The sequence below is a fragment of the Capnocytophaga sp. ARDL2 genome, from assembly GCF_041530365.1.
GTDB lineage: Bacteria > Bacteroidota > Bacteroidia > Flavobacteriales > Flavobacteriaceae > Flavobacterium.
Genome location: NZ_CP168034.1, coordinates 703,663 through 720,369 on the forward strand (window position 1 = coordinate 703,663; position 16,707 = coordinate 720,369).

Below are 16,707 nucleotides of genomic sequence, written 5' to 3' on the forward strand. Positions count from 1 at the left end.
AGAAAGATAAAAATTAAATTATGGCTCAAAATACTAAAACACTCTTTATTCAGATAAAAGATTTTTTATTTGAATTAATGAATATTCAAGACGGAACGGATAAAAATGCCACAATAGAAAGCATTAAATCAGACATATATCTCAAAGGGCATACATCATGGATTTTGATATGTGCAATAGTGATCGCGTCTTTAGGATTGAATGCAAATTCTCCTGCTGTAATTATAGGGGCGATGCTTATTTCTCCTTTGATGGGACCTATTTTAGGAATAGCACTCTCATTAGCCATGAATGACTTGGATTTGTTAAGGAAGGCTATGAAAAACTTTGCTATTATGGTTTCTTTGAGTGTTTTCTCAGCATTTGTGTTTTTTTATCTTTTTCCATTGTCCAATACATCTTCAGAACTTTTAGCACGTACATCACCAGATATTCGTGATGTTTTGATTGCTTTTTTTGGAGGTTTGGCTTTAGTAATCGCAAGAGCCAAGAGAGGAACTATGGCTAGTGTGATTTTTGGTGTAGCTATAGCAACGGCCTTGATGCCTCCTCTATGTACGGTAGGTTTTTTCTTGTCGAAAGCAGATTTTAAATTTGCTTTTAGTGCCTTATATTTGTTTTTTATAAATACATTTTTCATAGCATTAGCAACCTTTATAATACTACGTTTTATAAAAGTACCTATGGTTGTTTATGCCAATTCGTCAAGAAGAAAAAAAATCTCTAAAATCATTTACTTTTGTTCAACCTTGATGATTGTTCCAGCAGGATATACCTTTTATGGAGTATGGAAAGAATCAAAATTTATATCAGACGCCAATTTATTTATAGACAACACTATTACAACTTATCAATTTGATGGAAAAGGATATTTTTTAAAAGACTTTTCTAAAATAGATTATAATAAAGGAAAATCTTATATAGAATTAGTTTTTTTTGGAGACGTTTTTATTTCTCCTGAAATCGAAAAAAGTTGGAATCTTCAAAAACAAAAATACAATTATTTGAAAAATACAGAATTACGAATTTTAAGTGGTAATCAAAATTTACAAGATCAAAGTGTTTATGTAACAGAACTATACAATACAAGTAAAGAACAACTTGTTACAACACAAGGGCAAATAAAACTATTACAAGAGCGATTGGAAAACTTAAATAAATATACAAAAGAAGCAACCAAATTTGAACAAATAGTAAAAGAAATTTCCACAAGAAACGATTGGATTGCTTCCGTATCTTTTGCAAATGAGTTGAGAAGTACGTTTGATAAAACAGATACTATCCCAGTATTTCGTTTTCAATGGAAAGAGAACGTAAAAGATGAAATAAAAAAGAAAGAAAAAGAAAATATAGAGAAATGGTTAAAAGTACGATTGGAAATAGACACTCTTGAAGTAAAAACATATGAAAGATAAAAGTCTAATAAAATAAAAACGCATAAAATAAAAATGTTATATTATTTATTTAATTTTTTAGGAAGAGAATACGATTTGATTGGAGCAAGATTGTTTCAGTATCTTACTTTCCGTTCGGGTGTAGCGTTTATTTTAGCCTTGTTGTTATCAACGATTTTCGGAAAACGTATCATCAATTATTTAAGGAAATTGCAAATAGGCGAGACCATTCGCGATTTGGGATTGCAAGGACAAAACGAAAAAGCAGGTACGCCAACAATGGGAGGAATTATCATTATTTTGGCAACATTGATTCCTGTGTTACTGATGTCAAAAGTTGATAATATTTACATCATCATATTACTGATTACCACCGTTTGGATGGGAACAATTGGATTTTTGGACGATTATATCAAAGTGTTCAAAAAAGACAAAGAAGGATTGAAAGGTAGGTTTAAGGTTATTGGTCAAGTGGGATTGGGGTTGATAGTAGGAGCGATGTTTTATTTTCACCCAGATATTACGATTAAAGAAACACCAAATGCCTTGATAGACGGAACAATTAGCCGATTTGATGTGAAATCTACAGCGACGACCATTCCATTTTTCAAAAACAACGAATTTGATTATGGATTTTTCCTTTCGTGGATAGGCGAAGGATACCAAGATTATGTTTGGGTGATTTTTATTCCAGCGGTTGTTTTTATTATTACGGCGGTTTCCAATGGAGCCAATTTGACCGATGGAATTGACGGATTGGCGGCAGGAAGTAGTGCAATCATTGTTTTGACTTTGGGGATTTTTGCCTTTGTATCGGGAAATTTTATTTTCTCAAACTACTTAGACATTATGTTTATTCCCAATGCAGGAGAAATGACGGTGTTTATATCCGCCTTTGCTGGAGCTTTGATAGGCTTTTTGTGGTACAATACTTTCCCAGCTCAGGTGTTTATGGGCGATACAGGAAGTTTGACTATCGGAGCTATCATTGCAGTTTTGGCAATTGCGGTTCGCAAAGAGTTGATTTTGCCAGTACTTTGCGGAATTTTTGTTATGGAAAATTTATCAGTAATTATACAAACTTCCTATTTCAAATATACGAGGAAAAAATATGGTGAGGGGCGACGCATCTTTTTGATGGCTCCATTGCATCATCATTATCAGAAAAAAGGATATCAGGAAAGTAAAATTGTTACTCGTTTTTGGATTGTAGGAATTTTATTGGCAATTTTTTGTGTGATTTCATTGAAATTGAGATAAAATGAATCCATTCATGGTATTTTCGTAATTCGTTGGTTAGAGTAAATTATGAGGATATTTCTCAGGGAATTTACAAAATAGAAAAGTTTCTCATTCGTTTTTTATCGAATTTACTATTAGGAGAAAATTTTTTATTGAGAAATCGAGAGATGCATATTCGTTATGACCTTGTAAATTCAGAAAGTGGCACTGTAAATTTAGAAAACGATTCTTTATTATTATTGATTCAAGAAAATCAAAATATTACAATACAACAATTAGGCGAGTCGTTGAATTTAAGTATTCGAACAATTAATAGAAGGATTAAAAAAACTAAAAGAAGAAGGTGTTTTAGAAAGAATTGGCAGTGATAAAACAGGACATTGGAAAATTGTAGAAAAATAGAATGAAAAAATTAATCATACTTGGAGGAGGCGAAAGCGGCGTAGGTACAGCAATACTTGGCAAGAAACAAGGCTGGGAAGTCTTTCTTTCAGACAAGGGGAAAATCGCACCAAAGTACCAAGAAATCCTTAATCAGTACACTATAGAATGGGAAGAATTGCAACATACGGAAGCGCGTATTCTTCAAGCCGATTGCATTGTGAAAAGTCCTGGTATTCCCGATAAGGTTGCATTGATTCAACAAGCGAAAGAAAAGGGAATTGAAATCATTTCCGAAATAGAATTTGCGTATCGATATACCGACAGCGAAATCATTGCAATTACAGGAAGCAACGGTAAAACGACTACTACAAGTCTGGCTTTTTATGTGTTGAAAGAATTGGGGTTAGATGTCGAAGTAGGAGGAAATATCGGATTCAGTTTTGCTCAGTTGGTTGCCAATCAATCAGCAAAAAACTATGTATTGGAATTGAGTAGTTTTCAATTAGATGGAATCACTAGTTTTAGACCACATATTGCTGTGATTACCAATATTAGTCCCGATCACCTAGACCGATACGATTACAAGTATGAAAATTATATAGAAGCAAAATTTAGAATTACAAAAAATCAAACCGAAGAAGACTTTTTGATTTATGATGCAGATGACGAAGCCATAGAAAATTGGATGAATCAAAATGAAATCAAAGCCCAAAAAGTACCTTTTTCAATTACAAAAACATTTACCGGAAACGGAGCCTATTTAGAAAACCAAAACATCATCATACAAATGGAAGGAATAAAAAACACAATCGCAGTAGAAGAATTGTCTATCAAAGGAAGTCATAATGTAAAAAATGCTATGTCTGTAGCATTGATTGCCCAAATGAAAAACATCAGAAAGCAAACCATTAAAGACAGTTTGTGCCGTTTTGAAGGAGTAGAGCATCGTTTGGAAAAAGTGGCTAAAATTGAAAAAGTACAATACATCAACGATTCGAAAGCTACAAATGTAAATGCTGCGTATTTTGCATTGGAAAGTGTAAAAACTCCAATTGTGTGGATTGTAGGTGGTGTGGACAAAGGAAATGACTACGACGAATTGATGAATTTCGTAAAACAAAAAGTAAAAGCCATCGTTTGTTTGGGTACAGACAATAAAAAAATCAAAAATGCATTTCAGTCTGTAGTGCCTGTGCTGGTAGAAACCAATAATATGAAAGATGCAGTAGTAAAATCAAGACAATTGGCAACGGAAGGAGATACAGTATTGTTGTCGCCAGCATGTGCAAGTTTTGATTTATTTGAAAATTACGAAGACAGAGGAAGACAGTTTAAAGAAGAAGTTTTGGGCATGTAATTCCACAAAAAAAAAATGAATATATCAAGAATATTTAGAGGAGATATAAAGCTATGGGTAGGCATCTTTGTTTTGATGATACTCTCATTGTTTTTGAGTTATAGTACAGCTTCTCATCATATATATACCATCAACAATCCTGGTTCTACCGAATCGATTTTGTTCAAACATTTTGTGCATTTGCTCTTTGGTTTGGCAATCATTTGGGGAGTGCATCGCATGAAGTCGAAATGGATGTGGTATGTAGCACCTGTGAGTTGGATTGTATCTTTGTTTTTGATTTTAGTTGCACGCATGCAAAATATAGTGATAGGTGGAGCAGATGCTAGTAGATGGGTCAAAGTACCTGTGATTGGAGTATCTTTTCAACCCTCATCATTGGGGATTTTGTCACTGATATTATATGCAGCTTGGTATGTGAGTTGGAGTCAAAACAAACCCAATTTGTCAAAGAAAGTAAAATATTCTGTCATAGGAATTCCTCTGTTTGTAGTAGCTGGATTGGTAGGAAATGACAACTTATCCACAGCTTTGATGATGATTTTGATTTGCATGATTGTATTGTTGGTAGGAGGATTTCCAAGAAAAGATTTTATCAAAATTGCAGGAGTAGGATTGATTTTTGGGATTTTAGGTTTTGGATTAATCAAAGCTTTTCCCGACATAGCTCCTTCTCGATTTAAAACCTGGGTTTCTCGTATCGATCGATTTGGTTCGAGTTCGCCAGACAAAGATACTTATCAGGTGGACAATGCGAAAATTGCCATCGCACAAGGAGAGTGGTTTGGATTAGGACCTGGAAAGAGTACTTTTAAAAATTTATTGCCTCAAGCCTCATCCGATTTTGTTTATGCCATTATTGTAGAAGAATATGGGGTCGTAACAGGAATCATCCTTTTGCTCACATATATTGGAGTTTTTGTGCGAATATGCATTATAGCCACGCGGACAGACAAAATTTTTAGTAAGATGATGGTTTTTGGAATTGGATTTTTTACCATAGTACAAACCTTTATCAATTCGGGAGTTGCAGTAGAATTGTTACCTACAACAGGGCAACCGTTGCCGTTGGTTAGTGCAGGAGGTTCTTTTATTTGGATTACTTGTATTTCTTTGGGATTGGTTTTGTCGGTTTCGAGAGAAAATCATGAATTGAAAGCGAAAAAAATCAAAAAAGAAAAGAAATCAACAAATAAAAAAGTTGAAGAGACCAATTATCACAATGTACCAGAGGACAATCCTATGTCAGCGGTGGTGAATTAAGCATTAATACGAACTAAGTCATGAAACAACCAAGATATATTATAAGCGGTGGAGGTACTGGAGGGCATATTTATCCAGCGATTGCCATTGCAAACGAATTGAAAAAGCAAAATCCAGACTGTGAAATATTATTTATTGGAGCTCAAGATAAAATGGAAATGCAAAAAGTACCTGCAGCAGGGTATCCCATCGAGGGATTGTGGATATCGGGTATTCAGCGTTCCTTGTCGTTAAAGAATTTGCAATTTCCTTTCAAATTGATGTCGAGTTTGTGGAAATCTATGAGAATCATCAAAAAGTTTCGCCCCGATGTGGTGATTGGTACAGGCGGATTTGCCAGTGGTTCTGTGGTAAAAGTGGCAGCTTCTATGGGAATTCCAACTGTAATTCAAGAGCAAAATTCTTATCCGGGGATTACCAACAAAGCATTGGCGCAGGCAAAGGCGATTTGTGTGGCTTATGATGAAATGGAGAGATTTTTCCCAAAGCATAAATTGCACAAAACAGGAAATCCCATACGAGAAGACTTGTTGAATGTAAGCGAATTGAGAAACGAAGCTCAATCTTTTTATCAATTAGACCCATCGAAAAAAACGATAGTGGTTTTAGGTGGAAGTTTGGGTGCAAGAAAAATCAATCAGTTGATAGAAAGTAAATTGCAATTTTTCAAGCAAAACGGTTTTCAAGTACTTTGGCAATGCGGGAAATTGTATCATCAAGAATATGGGAAATACAATCAAGAAGAGGGTATACAGGTTTTTGATTTTATCGAACGCATGGATTTGCTATACGCAGCAGCCGATGTGATAGTATCGAGAGCGGGAAGCTTCGTCGGTTTCGGAATTGGCAATTGTGGGAAAACCCGTATTGTTTATTCCATCGCCCAATGTAGCCGAAGACCATCAAACCAAAAATGCGATGAGTGTAGTAAAACACGGCGGAGCAGAAATGCTGAAAGAATCGGAAGTAGATGCTAAGTTTGAAACAGTGATTTTGCAATTGGTACAGGAGAAACGAGCAAGAGAAATTTCTCAAAATTTAAAAAAACTCTCGTTGCCCAATGCCACAAAAGATATAGTGGAGATTGTGAAGAACCTAATACCTTAATCCCCAAAGAGGGAATTTGGACTATTAATATTTATTTTTGTACCGTACTCCGTACGGAGTGTAGAGGTTTGTGTTATTTTCCCAAAGCTGACGCATTGGGTTATACATTGTTCAACTCTACAAGTTGCTTTGCCGAAACTGACACGGAGTGTCGAACTATGCGTAACCACAAGTGTAAACTTGGGGGGAGTATAGATCACTCAAAATACGACTCGGAGAGTCGAACAATAATAAATGTAATTATAGATTATATAAAAAAAAACAGTGAATTATGTTTTTGTTTAAAATTTAAATAAAAAGTTATCTCGGCTTTTAAATTTTAGTTTTATTTCACGCTGATGAAGATAGATTTTTATAATTTTTTCTGTTAATTTTATTTTCGTTGATGTTTTTTTTTGATTTATCAAAAAAACAAAATCTGCGGTAAACTGCTTTAAACCGTAGGTTTAATCGTTTTTAAATGAATTTTTCTTAAATCATTTCAGAAAAAATCTGTGATTATCTGTGAAATCTGCGTGAGAAAAAAAGTCAAGATGACTTAATATGATAGTTAAATAAATTTACTCTAAAGGAGTTTCCACATTTCCAAATTATCACATTCTCAAATTAATAAAAATGAACCTACAACAAGTAAAAAATGTATTTTTCATAGGAATCGGTGGTATTGGTATGAGTGCCATTGCTCGATACTTTATGCAATTGGGCAAAAATGTTTCGGGTTATGACAAAACGCCTACACATTTGACCAACGAATTGCAACAGGAAGGCATTTCTATTACATTCAAAGATACTTTAGAAAGTATAGCTGACGAATTTTTAAACAAAGAAGAAACGCTGATTGTCATTACCCCAGCGATTCCAAAAGATCATCAACAATGGAATTTTTTCCAACAAAATGGTTTCACAATCAAAAAGAGAGCTGAGGTGTTGGGAATGATTACCGCACAATCGTTTAGTTTGGCTGTTGCTGGTACGCATGGAAAAACGACCACTTCGAGTATGTTGGCTCATATAATGTACGACAATCAGACGGAAGTTACTGCGTTTTTGGGCGGAGTGTTGGAAAACTATCAAACTAATCTCATCGGCAAAGGAACTGAAATTACGGTAGTCGAAGCAGACGAATTTGACCGTTCGTTTATGCATTTACATCCCAATATTGCCTGTGTGATTTCTACCGATGCAGACCATTTGGATATTTATCATACAACCGATGCAATCAAATCTACTTTTCAAGATTTCGCAGATAAAATCACAGATACAGAAAACTTGTTTGTAGCAGAAAATACTCAGTTGAAAGCAGGTGTGAAAGTAGGATTTTCCGACCAAGCCGATATACAGATAAAAAATGTAAGAGTGGTAGAAGGAGCGATTGTTTTTGATATTCAATATCCAAATCTATTGATTGAAAATGTATCACTTTTGATGCCAGGAAATCACAACATTCTCAATGCAACATTGGCTTTTGCAATGGCTCATAAATACGGATTGTCGGCAGAGCAAATCAAAAAGTCATTGGCAACATTTACAGGTGTAAGAAGGAGATTTTCGTACAAGGTAAAAGAAGACAATAAAGTTTATATCGATGATTATGCCCATCACCCTACGGAAATCAATGCCGTGTCTCAAGCGGTAAAACAATTGTATGGAGATAAAAAAGTATTGGCAATTTTTCAACCGCATTTATTTTCTCGTACCAGAGATTTTATGGACGGATTTGCAGAAAGTTTGTCATCGTTTGACGAAATAGGCTTGATGGAAATTTATCCTGCAAGAGAATTGCCAATAGAGGGAGTCACATCAAGCGTATTGTTGGGAAAAATAAAAAATCCTAACAAAAAATTAGTACAAAAAGACGAAATTTTTTCATATATAGAAAGCAAGGACTTTGATGTGTTGGTAACCATTGGAGCAGGAGATATAGGTGAAATGGTAGAAGAAATCGCTAAAAAAGTAAAACAAAAATGAAGCATTTATACCGATGGATTTATGTATGGATTTTTCTTGCCATCATAGCCTTATTTGGGATATACTTTTTTGCTCAACATAGATTTGAAACCAAAAAGATTAATAAAATTCAGGTAAAATTTACCTCGGAAAAGAATCATTTTATCAGCGAAAATATGGTTGATAACTTGTTGAAACAAAATTTGCCGAGAGGGTCAAATGTTAAAATAGAAGATGTAAATTTGGCTACTTTAGAGCAAGTACTGCGAACGCATGAAATGATAGAAGATGCACAGGTGTATTTATCTCCAAAAGGTGTGTTATGTGCCGAGGTAAAACAGAAGACAGCCATCGCGAGGGTAGTAACCCCTATCACTTCGTACTATATTGATGATAAGGGAAATAGAATGTCTTTGTCGCAAGAGTTCAGTGCACATTTGCCCATAGTTTTTGGCAATGTAAACACAAACATCAAAGACTCGCTTTGTGTACTTTTGGAGAAAGCGAGACAAGATGAATTTTTGAAAAATACTCTTACCGAGATACACATTTTGGCAGACAATAGTGTGCAACTCGGTGTAAGGGATTATGATTATTCTATCGAATTTGGAAAACTCAAAGAGATAGATAAAAAAATACAAAACTATAAAGCGTTTGTACATCATGCCCAGCAGGACTCGTTGATACAAACCTATAAAAATGTCAATTTAAGATTTACAGAACAAGTAATTTGTGCAAAACATACCAAAGATGAATAGAGAAAATATCGCAGTAGGATTAGATATCGGTACCACCAAGATTGTTGCAATGGTGGGAAAGAAAAACGAATATGGAAAACTGGAAATACTCGGTCTGGGTAACGCCAAAAGCGACGGTGTACAGAGAGGAGTAGTTCACAATATCACCAAAACGATTCAATCTATTCAGAAAGCTGTTGAAGAAGCTGAGCAAGAAAGCGGAATAAAGATCAACGAAGTGGTGGTAGGTATTGCAGGACAGCACATTCGCAGTATGCAGCACAGCGAATACATCATCAGACAAGACCCTGATAGTGTGATTTCGGAAGAAGATATCGAATTGCTAATCAATCAGGTGAAAAAATTAGGTATGTTGCCTGGTGAAGAAATTATACATGTTTTGCCACAAGAATTCAAAATCGATGACGAAATCGGTGTGAAAGAGCCAATCGGTATGTACGGTCGCAGATTGGAGGCAAATTTTCATGTGGTGGTAGGTCAGTCGGCATCGATTCGCAATGCAGGGCGTTGTGTAAAAGATGCAGGTTTGGAATTGGCAGGATTGACACTCGAACCTTTGGCGTCTGCAAATGCCGTTTTGAGTGAAGAAGAAAAAGAAGCTGGAGTAGCCTTGGTTGATATCGGAGGTGGAACTACAGATTTGGCAATTTTCAAAGACGGAATTATTAGACATACTTATGTGATTCCATTTGGAGGAAATGTGATTACAGAAGATATCAAAGAAGGTTGTAGCATTATTGAAAGAAATGCCGAAGTGTTGAAAGTGAAATTTGGATCGGCTTGGCCAGGCGAATGTAGAGATCAAGATGTGATTTCCATTCCAGGGTTGAGAGGACATGATCCAAAGGAAATTTCTATGAAAAACCTTTCGAAAATCATTAACGCTCGTGTAACAGAAATCATCGAAATGGTATTCGAACAAATCAGACAATATGGATACGACAATCCACAGAAAAAATTAATTGCAGGTATCGTATTGACAGGAGGTGGTTCGGAATTGAAACATATCAAACAATTGGTAGAATACATCACGGGAATCGACACGAGAATTGGTTATCCAAACGAGCATGTGGCAGGAGAATCAGCAGAGAGAATTTCACGACCATTGTATGCTACATCAGTAGGACTGACTATGGAAAGTGAAATGATGTTGAGAAAAAACAAAATCAGAGGGGCTGAAAAAAATCAACCTGAAGAAGATTTGAAACCTTTGGAAGTCATCGACGAAGGACAACCAACCCAAGAAACCAATAAAAAAACAACAAAACAAAATCTTGGAAAAACAGAAAATGTTGTCATGAGATCGTTCAACAACTTTTTTACTAAATTCAAGAATTTTATAGATAGCGGAGAAGATTATTAAAATAAAATTTAAAAAACTATGGAAAATATAACTTTTGATCTACCAAAAAATCAATCAAGAGTAATCAAAGTGATTGGAGTAGGAGGTGGAGGTAGCAATGCCGTAAATCATATGTTTCGTCAAGGAATTGAAGGTGTAGATTTCGTAATTTGCAACACAGACCATCAAGCACTTCAAAACAGTCCTGTACCTACAAAAATCCAGTTGGGTATCAGCCTTACAGAAGGATTGGGAGCAGGTGCAAATCCTGAAATTGGTCAGCAAGCAGCATTGGAAAGCATCGAAGAAATCGAAAACATTTTGGATACAAATACCAAAATGGTGTTTATCACTGCCGGTATGGGTGGTGGAACAGGTACAGGAGCCGCTCCAGTAATCGCTCAGTTGGCAAAAGAAAGAGGGATCCTTACGGTAGGTATCGTAACGATTCCTTTCCAATTTGAAGGAAAAAAACGATTGGAACAAGCCTTGAGAGGAGTAGAAAACCTTAGAGCAAATGTGGACTCTTTGATTGTAATCAACAACAACAAATTGAGAGAAGTATATGGAAATCTTGGATTCAAATCAGGCTTTTCAAAAGCAGATGAGGTATTGGCTACTGCATCAAAAGGAATTGCAGAATTGATTACGCACCACTATACAGTAAATGTGGATTTGGAAGATGTGCGTTCAGTACTTTCAAACAGTGGTACAGCTATTATGGGATCTGCCATTGCAGAAGGAGAAAACAGAGCAAAAGATGCAGTAATTGCAGCTTTAGATTCTCCATTGTTGAGCGATAACAAAATCCGTGGTTCGAAAAATGTATTGTTGTTGATTGTTTCTGGAAATTCAGAAATTACAATGGACGAAGTAGGAGAAATCAATGACCACATCCAAAACGAAGCAGGCCACAATGCAAATATCTTGATGGGTATTGGTGAAAATTTGGAATTGGGAGAAGGTATTGCTGTAACGGTAATTGCTACTGGTTTCAATGCAGAGCAACAAAAAGACATTATGAATATTGGAGGAGAGTCAGCAAAAGTAATTTTACCATTGGACAATAACCAAAAAGTAGAAATCGATTTGCAATCACAAGTTGCTCCAACAGCAGCTCCAACTCCAGATCAGCCGTTGAATCCTAACAATGCGTTTCGGCATCAAGAGCGAATAGTACACAATCTAAACGAAGCTACTCATTCGCCTGAAAATGCAATCGAAGAGCCTGTAGTTGCAAAAGTTACAGATATCAATATGATAGAAGTAATCGAGCCAGAGTTTGTCATCGAAAAAGTGTCAACACCAGTTCAGCAAGAAGTAGCTTTTACTTTTGACCTTCAAGAGCAACAACAAGCCTTTGAAAAAGAGCAAGAGGTAGAAACGCCAAAAGCAGAGGTAGAGGTACCACAAGCAGTTGAGTCTCAGTCTCCAGAAAGAGTAGTATTTGATCTAAATGACTTTTTGGAAGTAGAAGAGCCACAAATAGCTAAGAAAACAGTAGAGCCCTTACAAGAAGACGAAATAAAATTTGAAGTACGCACAGAGCCATCTGCTCCCGTACAGCCAAGTTATCAGTCGCTTGCAGGTGAGCAAAATCCTACCGATAATTCAATCGAAGAAGTTTTGAAAAACAGAGCTGACGAACGCAGACAAAAGATGAAAGAATTTAATCATAAATTCAAAAACAGTTTCTCTCAAATCAATGAATTGGAAAAAGAACCCGCATACAAGAGAATGGGAGTAGATTTAGATTTGTTTGCAGACGAGCAAGTTTCAAGATATTCAGTAGGAGGAAACTCAGATACTTTGCGTAGCAATAATTCATTCTTACATGACAATGTAGATTAATTTTATTAGTGAAAAAACCGCCAAATCGGCGGTTTTTTTATTTTACAATTCCCCATGGTCGGCAAAGCTATAATAGTCGTTTTGAGTGATGATGAGGTGGTCTAAAAGTTTTATTTCTAATTGATTTCCTGCTAAACGGATTTTTTCCGTGAGTTGTTTGTCTTGTAGGCTCGGTTGCAGGGAACCCGAAGGATGATTGTGTGCCAAAACAATGGCAACGGCAAGGTGTTCAATAGCTGTTTTAAACAACATGCGTATATCTACGATGGTAGCAGTAAGACCGCCTTTACTCAGTTGAAATTTATGTACCACTTTGTTGTTGTTATTGAGGCATAAAACCCAAAATTCTTCATGAGGCAGATCGGCAATCAAGGGGTGTAATAGTAGAAAACCATCGTTGCTACAAGTGATTTTTTTCAATTCGTTGGTTTCGGAAAGTTTTAGCCTATTTGCCAATTCCAAGGCGGCTATGATAGTAATCGCTTTGGCTTCGCCTATACCTTTGAATGTTTGCAGTTGTTGCAAACTCTGTTTTTGTAGCAGATGCAATTGATTGTCGTATTTTAGCAAGATGCGTTTACATAGTTCTACTGCATTTTCCTCCCTACTACCCGAACCAATCAGTATAGCCAATAGTTCAGCATTAGACAAACTCTGTTTGCCTTTGTACAGAAGTTTTTCCCTTGGTTGATCATCTTGCGACCAATTTTTTATTGTGTATTTATCTATTTCCATAAGCAAAAAGTTTCCTCTAAAATAAGAAAAAAATGGATAAAATCTCTTTAGATGGACTTACATTTTTCTAAAACACTTTCCACGGTTGGTATTTCGGAAATAAAAATGTTGTCTGTAATTTCTTGTAATGCTTCAGCAGTTGTCGTGCCTATGCAAATTGCTTTGCTGTTTTTTATTTGGTTGTTTTTTAGATAACTGCGAACACCCGAAGGACTGTAAAACAAAACAATTTCAGGGGTAAAATCAATAATGTGTGAAGTTTCAATGGTTTCGTAAACAGTATATTCTATGAACGAAATTTGATGTAAATTCATCGCATCAGGTAAAGTGTTTCTACGAATATTCCCCGCAAAAAAGGCAATTTTTTCAATTGAATAGTTATCAATTATTTTTAAAGCCAATTGTTCGGCATAATCAGTATATGCGAGAACATAAAACCCTTCTTTTTCCAAAAGATTTTTTGTTTTCAATCCAACGCAAATCACGGGAATAGGTTTTAATTCTTCTAAAAAAATGGAATTTAATATACTTTTTACAGCATTTTGTGAAGTAAATAAAAGTAAAGTAGGTTTTTGTTGAATTTTGAAATTCAGAGAATTCGTAGTGATAAAATCGATAGAGGTAACAGAAAAACCGATTTTTTCTAAAAAATCGGTTTGCTCTATAGTAAGTTCTTTAGTAGAAAGTATTGTGGGAATATATGACATAGATTTAATGTTGGTAAACAACTCAACCACTGCTCTTAAATTTTTATTTTTTCAATTGCTTTCTCAATTCTTTCATCAGTGCATCACCGCCCTTTGATAGTATTTCTTGTGCAGCTTGATATCCCAATTTTTTCCATTCGTTGATCGGAACTGTTTTGTCAATGTCAAATCGTTGTTTGCCGTCTGTAGATAGTAAAACGCCTTGCAAACGGATGGTGTCATCTGTTTCGTTGTAGGTTGCTAACGCTCCAATCGGTGCGGTACAGCCACCTTCTAATGTGCGGAGAAATTGGCGTTCGATATGTGTAGCGATTTCGGTTTCAATATCGTTGAGTTGTGACAAAGCTTCTAAAACAAAAGTGTCGTCTGCCATAGCGACCACCATCATCGCTCCTTGTGCAGGTGCTGGAATCATCCAATTCAACGAAAGATGATTTTCTGGTTTCAAATCGATGCGTTCCAACCCAGCTGCGGCAAAAATAGCTCCGCCCCAGTTGCTTTCTTCCAATTTTTTTAAGCGTGTATTGACATTTCCTCTCAAATCTTCGATACTGTGCTGAGGATATTTATTCAACCATTGAGCTTTTCTACGCAATGAACTCGTAGCAATGGTTGCTTCGGTGTTTAAAAAATCGGTGTTGCCTTTGTGAATTAACAAGTCAACCGTATTGGCTCTTTTCAATACCGCCGCTTGTACAATACCTTGAGGCAATGCCGTAGGTACATCTTTCATCGAGTGAACAGCAATATCCACTTTGCCCGACAACATAGCTACATCGAGGGTTTTGGTGAAAATACCCGTGATGCCTAATTCGTACAGAGGTTTGTCGAGCTGAATATCACCGTCAGATTTTACAGCTACTATTTCGGTTTGGTATCCTATTTCGTTGAGTTTGTTGGCAACGGTATGGGCTTGCCATAATGCCAATTGACTGTCGCGTGTTCCTATTTTTATGAGTTTCATTGTTTTGATTTATAGCCTTACGATAGTAATCGGAAAGGCAATTAGAGATTATAAGATTTAGATCCCGTATCAGACGGATAGGAATTTGGTTCCTGTATGAAATGAGATAGGATTAATTTTGTGGATTGTTTCAAAAGCCTATGTTTACTTTATAAAGTGTAGCGTCTAAACATAACCACAATGTTACATCTATCGTTTCTATTGTGTCCTATGTGGTTAAATTTTACACAGCCCACTCTTCGAGCACCCTTCTTTTTCCTTCGACTTTGCTCAGGATGACAAGATGGGAATGCGAGAGGTTCATAAACTACTCCAAATGAAAAACTTTTTCAATCCATTCGATGCTTTCTTCCACTTCGGTTTCTTTGTCTTTCAGGTGATTAGCGAAATGTGTCGTGATTTTTTGAATGATTCTATTTGCAATGATTTCCGCTTGTTCCTCCTGGAAATTATCAATTTTTTTACGTTGATAGTTCAATTCGTTTTGTTTGATTTCTTCCAATTTCGATTTCAAAGCGTGAATCGTAGGAGCGTATTTTCTTGCCTGTGTCCACGAGATGAATTCACCTTTTATTTCTTCGATGATTTCCATGGCTTGTGGCACATATTGTTTGCGTTTTTCTAATGTATCGTCGGTGATTTTTGACAATTTATCCAAATGTACCAATTCTACTCCGTCGATTTCCTCAACATTTTCGTTTACATTTTTCGGAATAGATAAATCTAAAATTAGCAAAGGTTTTTTCAGCGAAAACACCTCTTTGTCAATAGTAGGATTTTGAGCACCCGTAGCTACAATGAGTACATCTGTATTTTGAATTTCCGCTTGTAATTCGGCATAATCCTTTACAATCAAATTGAATTTTCCTGCAATTTTCAATGCCTTGTCTTTGGTGCGATTTATCAGAGTAATTTGATTGTTTTTGGTGTGTTTTACGAGGTTTTCACAAGTGTTTCTTCCGATTTTTCCAGTACCGAAAAGCAGGATGTTTTTCTTTTGAATATTAGGTACATGGGTCAAAATATATTGCACCGAAGCAAAAGAAACCGAAGTAGCTCCTGTGCTGATTTCTGTTTCGTTTTTGATACGTTTGCTGGCTTGAATCACCGAATTGACCAATCGCTCGAAGTAATTGTTGGTTAGTCCTTTTTCTTTAGCAGCCAAAAAGCCATTTTTTACTTGAGCAATGATTTCAAAATCACCTAAAATCTGGCTGTCCATACCTGTTCCTACCTTGAATAAATGAGAAACAGCATCGTTGTTTTTGTGTACATACGCCACTTTTTGAAAGTCTTCAATCGTACCATTACTGTGTTTGCACAACAAGTTGATCAACTGAAAAGGATGCTCGGCAAAACCATACAATTCCGTACGGTTGCAGGTAGAAATCGCAATCATTGATTCGATACTTTCAAATTTTGCGTCGTCGAGTAGATGGTTTTTCGCCTCTTCAGACAAGCTAAATTTTCCGCGTGTTTCGGCATCGGCTTTCTTATAACTAAGTCCAACGGCGTAAAAATGTTTGTGCTTTCCTTTGTAATGAAACTCCATAATGTGAATACTTCAAATAAAACAGTACAAAATTACAGTCTATTTTTGGATAAAAATAACGCTCAAAGGACTATAAATGTCTCTCAAAAATTTTTTCCGGTATT

At 35.9% G+C, this 16,707-nt stretch carries 13 protein-coding genes and 1 pseudogene; 10 read left to right on the plus strand and 4 right to left on the minus strand.

Features of this window, described 5'->3' with window-relative positions:
• Nucleotides 1-20 precede the first annotated feature (20 nt).
• From AB4865_RS03510 to ftsZ, 10 genes and pseudogenes are all read left to right on the plus strand, one after another.
• Complete coding sequence (locus AB4865_RS03510) at nt 21-1,415, plus strand: DUF389 domain-containing protein (protein WP_372474361.1); 1,395 nt, start codon at nt 21-23, stop codon at nt 1,413-1,415.
• Between the two features lie 33 nt (nt 1,416-1,448).
• Nucleotides 1,449-2,654 (plus strand): phospho-N-acetylmuramoyl-pentapeptide-transferase, encoded by a 1,206-nt coding sequence (gene mraY, locus AB4865_RS03515; protein WP_372474362.1) that lies wholly within the window; start codon nt 1,449-1,451, stop codon nt 2,652-2,654.
• Between the two features lie 149 nt (nt 2,655-2,803).
• Nucleotides 2,804-3,004 carry a winged helix-turn-helix transcriptional regulator gene (locus tag AB4865_RS03520; protein WP_372474877.1) on the plus strand — a complete coding sequence of 67 codons (201 nt, stop codon included), beginning with the start codon at nt 2,804-2,806 and terminating at the stop codon, nt 3,002-3,004.
• Between the two features lie 35 nt (nt 3,005-3,039).
• A complete protein-coding gene (murD, locus tag AB4865_RS03525) occupies nt 3,040-4,377 on the plus strand; it encodes a UDP-N-acetylmuramoyl-L-alanine--D-glutamate ligase (RefSeq protein ID WP_372474363.1) in 1,338 nt (445 codons plus the stop codon).
• 15 nt (nt 4,378-4,392) lie between these two features.
• Nucleotides 4,393-5,640, plus strand: coding sequence for an FtsW/RodA/SpoVE family cell cycle protein (locus AB4865_RS03530; protein WP_372474364.1), 1,248 nt, complete (start codon nt 4,393-4,395; stop codon nt 5,638-5,640).
• A 20-nt stretch (nt 5,641-5,660) separates the two neighbouring features.
• Nucleotides 5,661-6,747 (plus strand): annotated as a pseudogene (gene murG, locus AB4865_RS03535) (undecaprenyldiphospho-muramoylpentapeptide beta-N-acetylglucosaminyltransferase).
• Nucleotides 6,748-7,362: 615 nt separating this feature from the next.
• Nucleotides 7,363-8,715: a UDP-N-acetylmuramate--L-alanine ligase gene (gene murC, locus AB4865_RS03540; protein ID WP_372474365.1), complete on the plus strand. Its 1,353-nt coding sequence runs from the start codon at nt 7,363-7,365 to the stop codon at nt 8,713-8,715.
• Entirely contained in the window at nt 8,712-9,452 is a 741-nt protein-coding gene (locus AB4865_RS03545; protein WP_372474366.1) for a cell division protein FtsQ/DivIB, read from the plus strand. The genes murC and AB4865_RS03545 overlap by 4 nt, the downstream gene beginning before the upstream one ends.
• The gene (ftsA, locus tag AB4865_RS03550; protein WP_372474367.1) at nt 9,445-10,815 is read left to right on the plus strand and encodes a cell division protein FtsA; all 1,371 of its coding nucleotides are present in this window, start codon (nt 9,445-9,447) and stop codon (nt 10,813-10,815) included. Before AB4865_RS03545 ends, ftsA begins: the two co-directional genes overlap by 8 nt.
• A gap of 18 nt (nt 10,816-10,833) precedes the next feature.
• Entirely contained in the window at nt 10,834-12,645 is a 1,812-nt protein-coding gene (gene ftsZ / locus AB4865_RS03555; protein ID WP_372474368.1) for a cell division protein FtsZ, read from the plus strand.
• 42 nt (nt 12,646-12,687) lie between these two features.
• On the opposite strand, the gene radC is transcribed toward ftsZ, so the two are convergent.
• The 4 genes from radC to hemA form a co-directional block, all read right to left on the minus strand.
• Complete coding sequence (gene radC / locus AB4865_RS03560) at nt 12,688-13,380, minus strand: DNA repair protein RadC (protein ID WP_372474369.1); 693 nt, start codon at nt 13,378-13,380, stop codon at nt 12,688-12,690.
• Between the two features lie 47 nt (nt 13,381-13,427).
• Entirely contained in the window at nt 13,428-14,087 is a 660-nt protein-coding gene (locus AB4865_RS03565) for a uroporphyrinogen-III synthase (RefSeq protein WP_372474371.1), read from the minus strand.
• A gap of 43 nt (nt 14,088-14,130) precedes the next feature.
• A complete protein-coding gene (gene hemC / locus AB4865_RS03570; protein WP_372474372.1) occupies nt 14,131-15,051 on the minus strand; it encodes a hydroxymethylbilane synthase in 921 nt (306 codons plus the stop codon).
• Between the two features lie 307 nt (nt 15,052-15,358).
• Nucleotides 15,359-16,603 (minus strand): glutamyl-tRNA reductase, encoded by a 1,245-nt coding sequence (gene hemA, locus AB4865_RS03575; RefSeq protein WP_372474374.1) that lies wholly within the window; start codon nt 16,601-16,603, stop codon nt 15,359-15,361.
• Nucleotides 16,604-16,707 lie beyond the last annotated feature (104 nt).

What these genes read in the sequence shown, in the direction of transcription:
- AB4865_RS03530 (WP_372474364.1), top strand. Translation starts at nt 4,393, where the DNA reads ATGAATATATCAAGAATATTTAGAGGAGATATAAAGCTATGGGTAGGC.
- AB4865_RS03545 (WP_372474366.1), top strand. Translation starts at nt 8,712, where the DNA reads ATGAAGCATTTATACCGATGGATTTATGTATGGATTTTTCTTGCCATC.
- hemA (WP_372474374.1), bottom strand. Translation starts at nt 16,603, where the DNA reads ATGGAGTTTCATTACAAAGGAAAGCACAAACATTTTTACGCCGTTGGA.
- ftsA (WP_372474367.1), top strand. Translation starts at nt 9,445, where the DNA reads ATGAATAGAGAAAATATCGCAGTAGGATTAGATATCGGTACCACCAAG.
- murC (WP_372474365.1), top strand. Translation starts at nt 7,363, where the DNA reads ATGAACCTACAACAAGTAAAAAATGTATTTTTCATAGGAATCGGTGGT.
- ftsZ (WP_372474368.1), top strand. Translation starts at nt 10,834, where the DNA reads ATGGAAAATATAACTTTTGATCTACCAAAAAATCAATCAAGAGTAATC.
- mraY (WP_372474362.1), top strand. Translation starts at nt 1,449, where the DNA reads ATGTTATATTATTTATTTAATTTTTTAGGAAGAGAATACGATTTGATT.
- AB4865_RS03510 (WP_372474361.1), top strand. Translation starts at nt 21, where the DNA reads ATGGCTCAAAATACTAAAACACTCTTTATTCAGATAAAAGATTTTTTA.
- AB4865_RS03565 (WP_372474371.1), bottom strand. Translation starts at nt 14,087, where the DNA reads ATGTCATATATTCCCACAATACTTTCTACTAAAGAACTTACTATAGAG.
- hemC (WP_372474372.1), bottom strand. Translation starts at nt 15,051, where the DNA reads ATGAAACTCATAAAAATAGGAACACGCGACAGTCAATTGGCATTATGG.
- murD (WP_372474363.1), top strand. Translation starts at nt 3,040, where the DNA reads ATGAAAAAATTAATCATACTTGGAGGAGGCGAAAGCGGCGTAGGTACA.
- radC (WP_372474369.1), bottom strand. Translation starts at nt 13,380, where the DNA reads ATGGAAATAGATAAATACACAATAAAAAATTGGTCGCAAGATGATCAA.
- AB4865_RS03520 (WP_372474877.1), top strand. Translation starts at nt 2,804, where the DNA reads ATGCATATTCGTTATGACCTTGTAAATTCAGAAAGTGGCACTGTAAAT.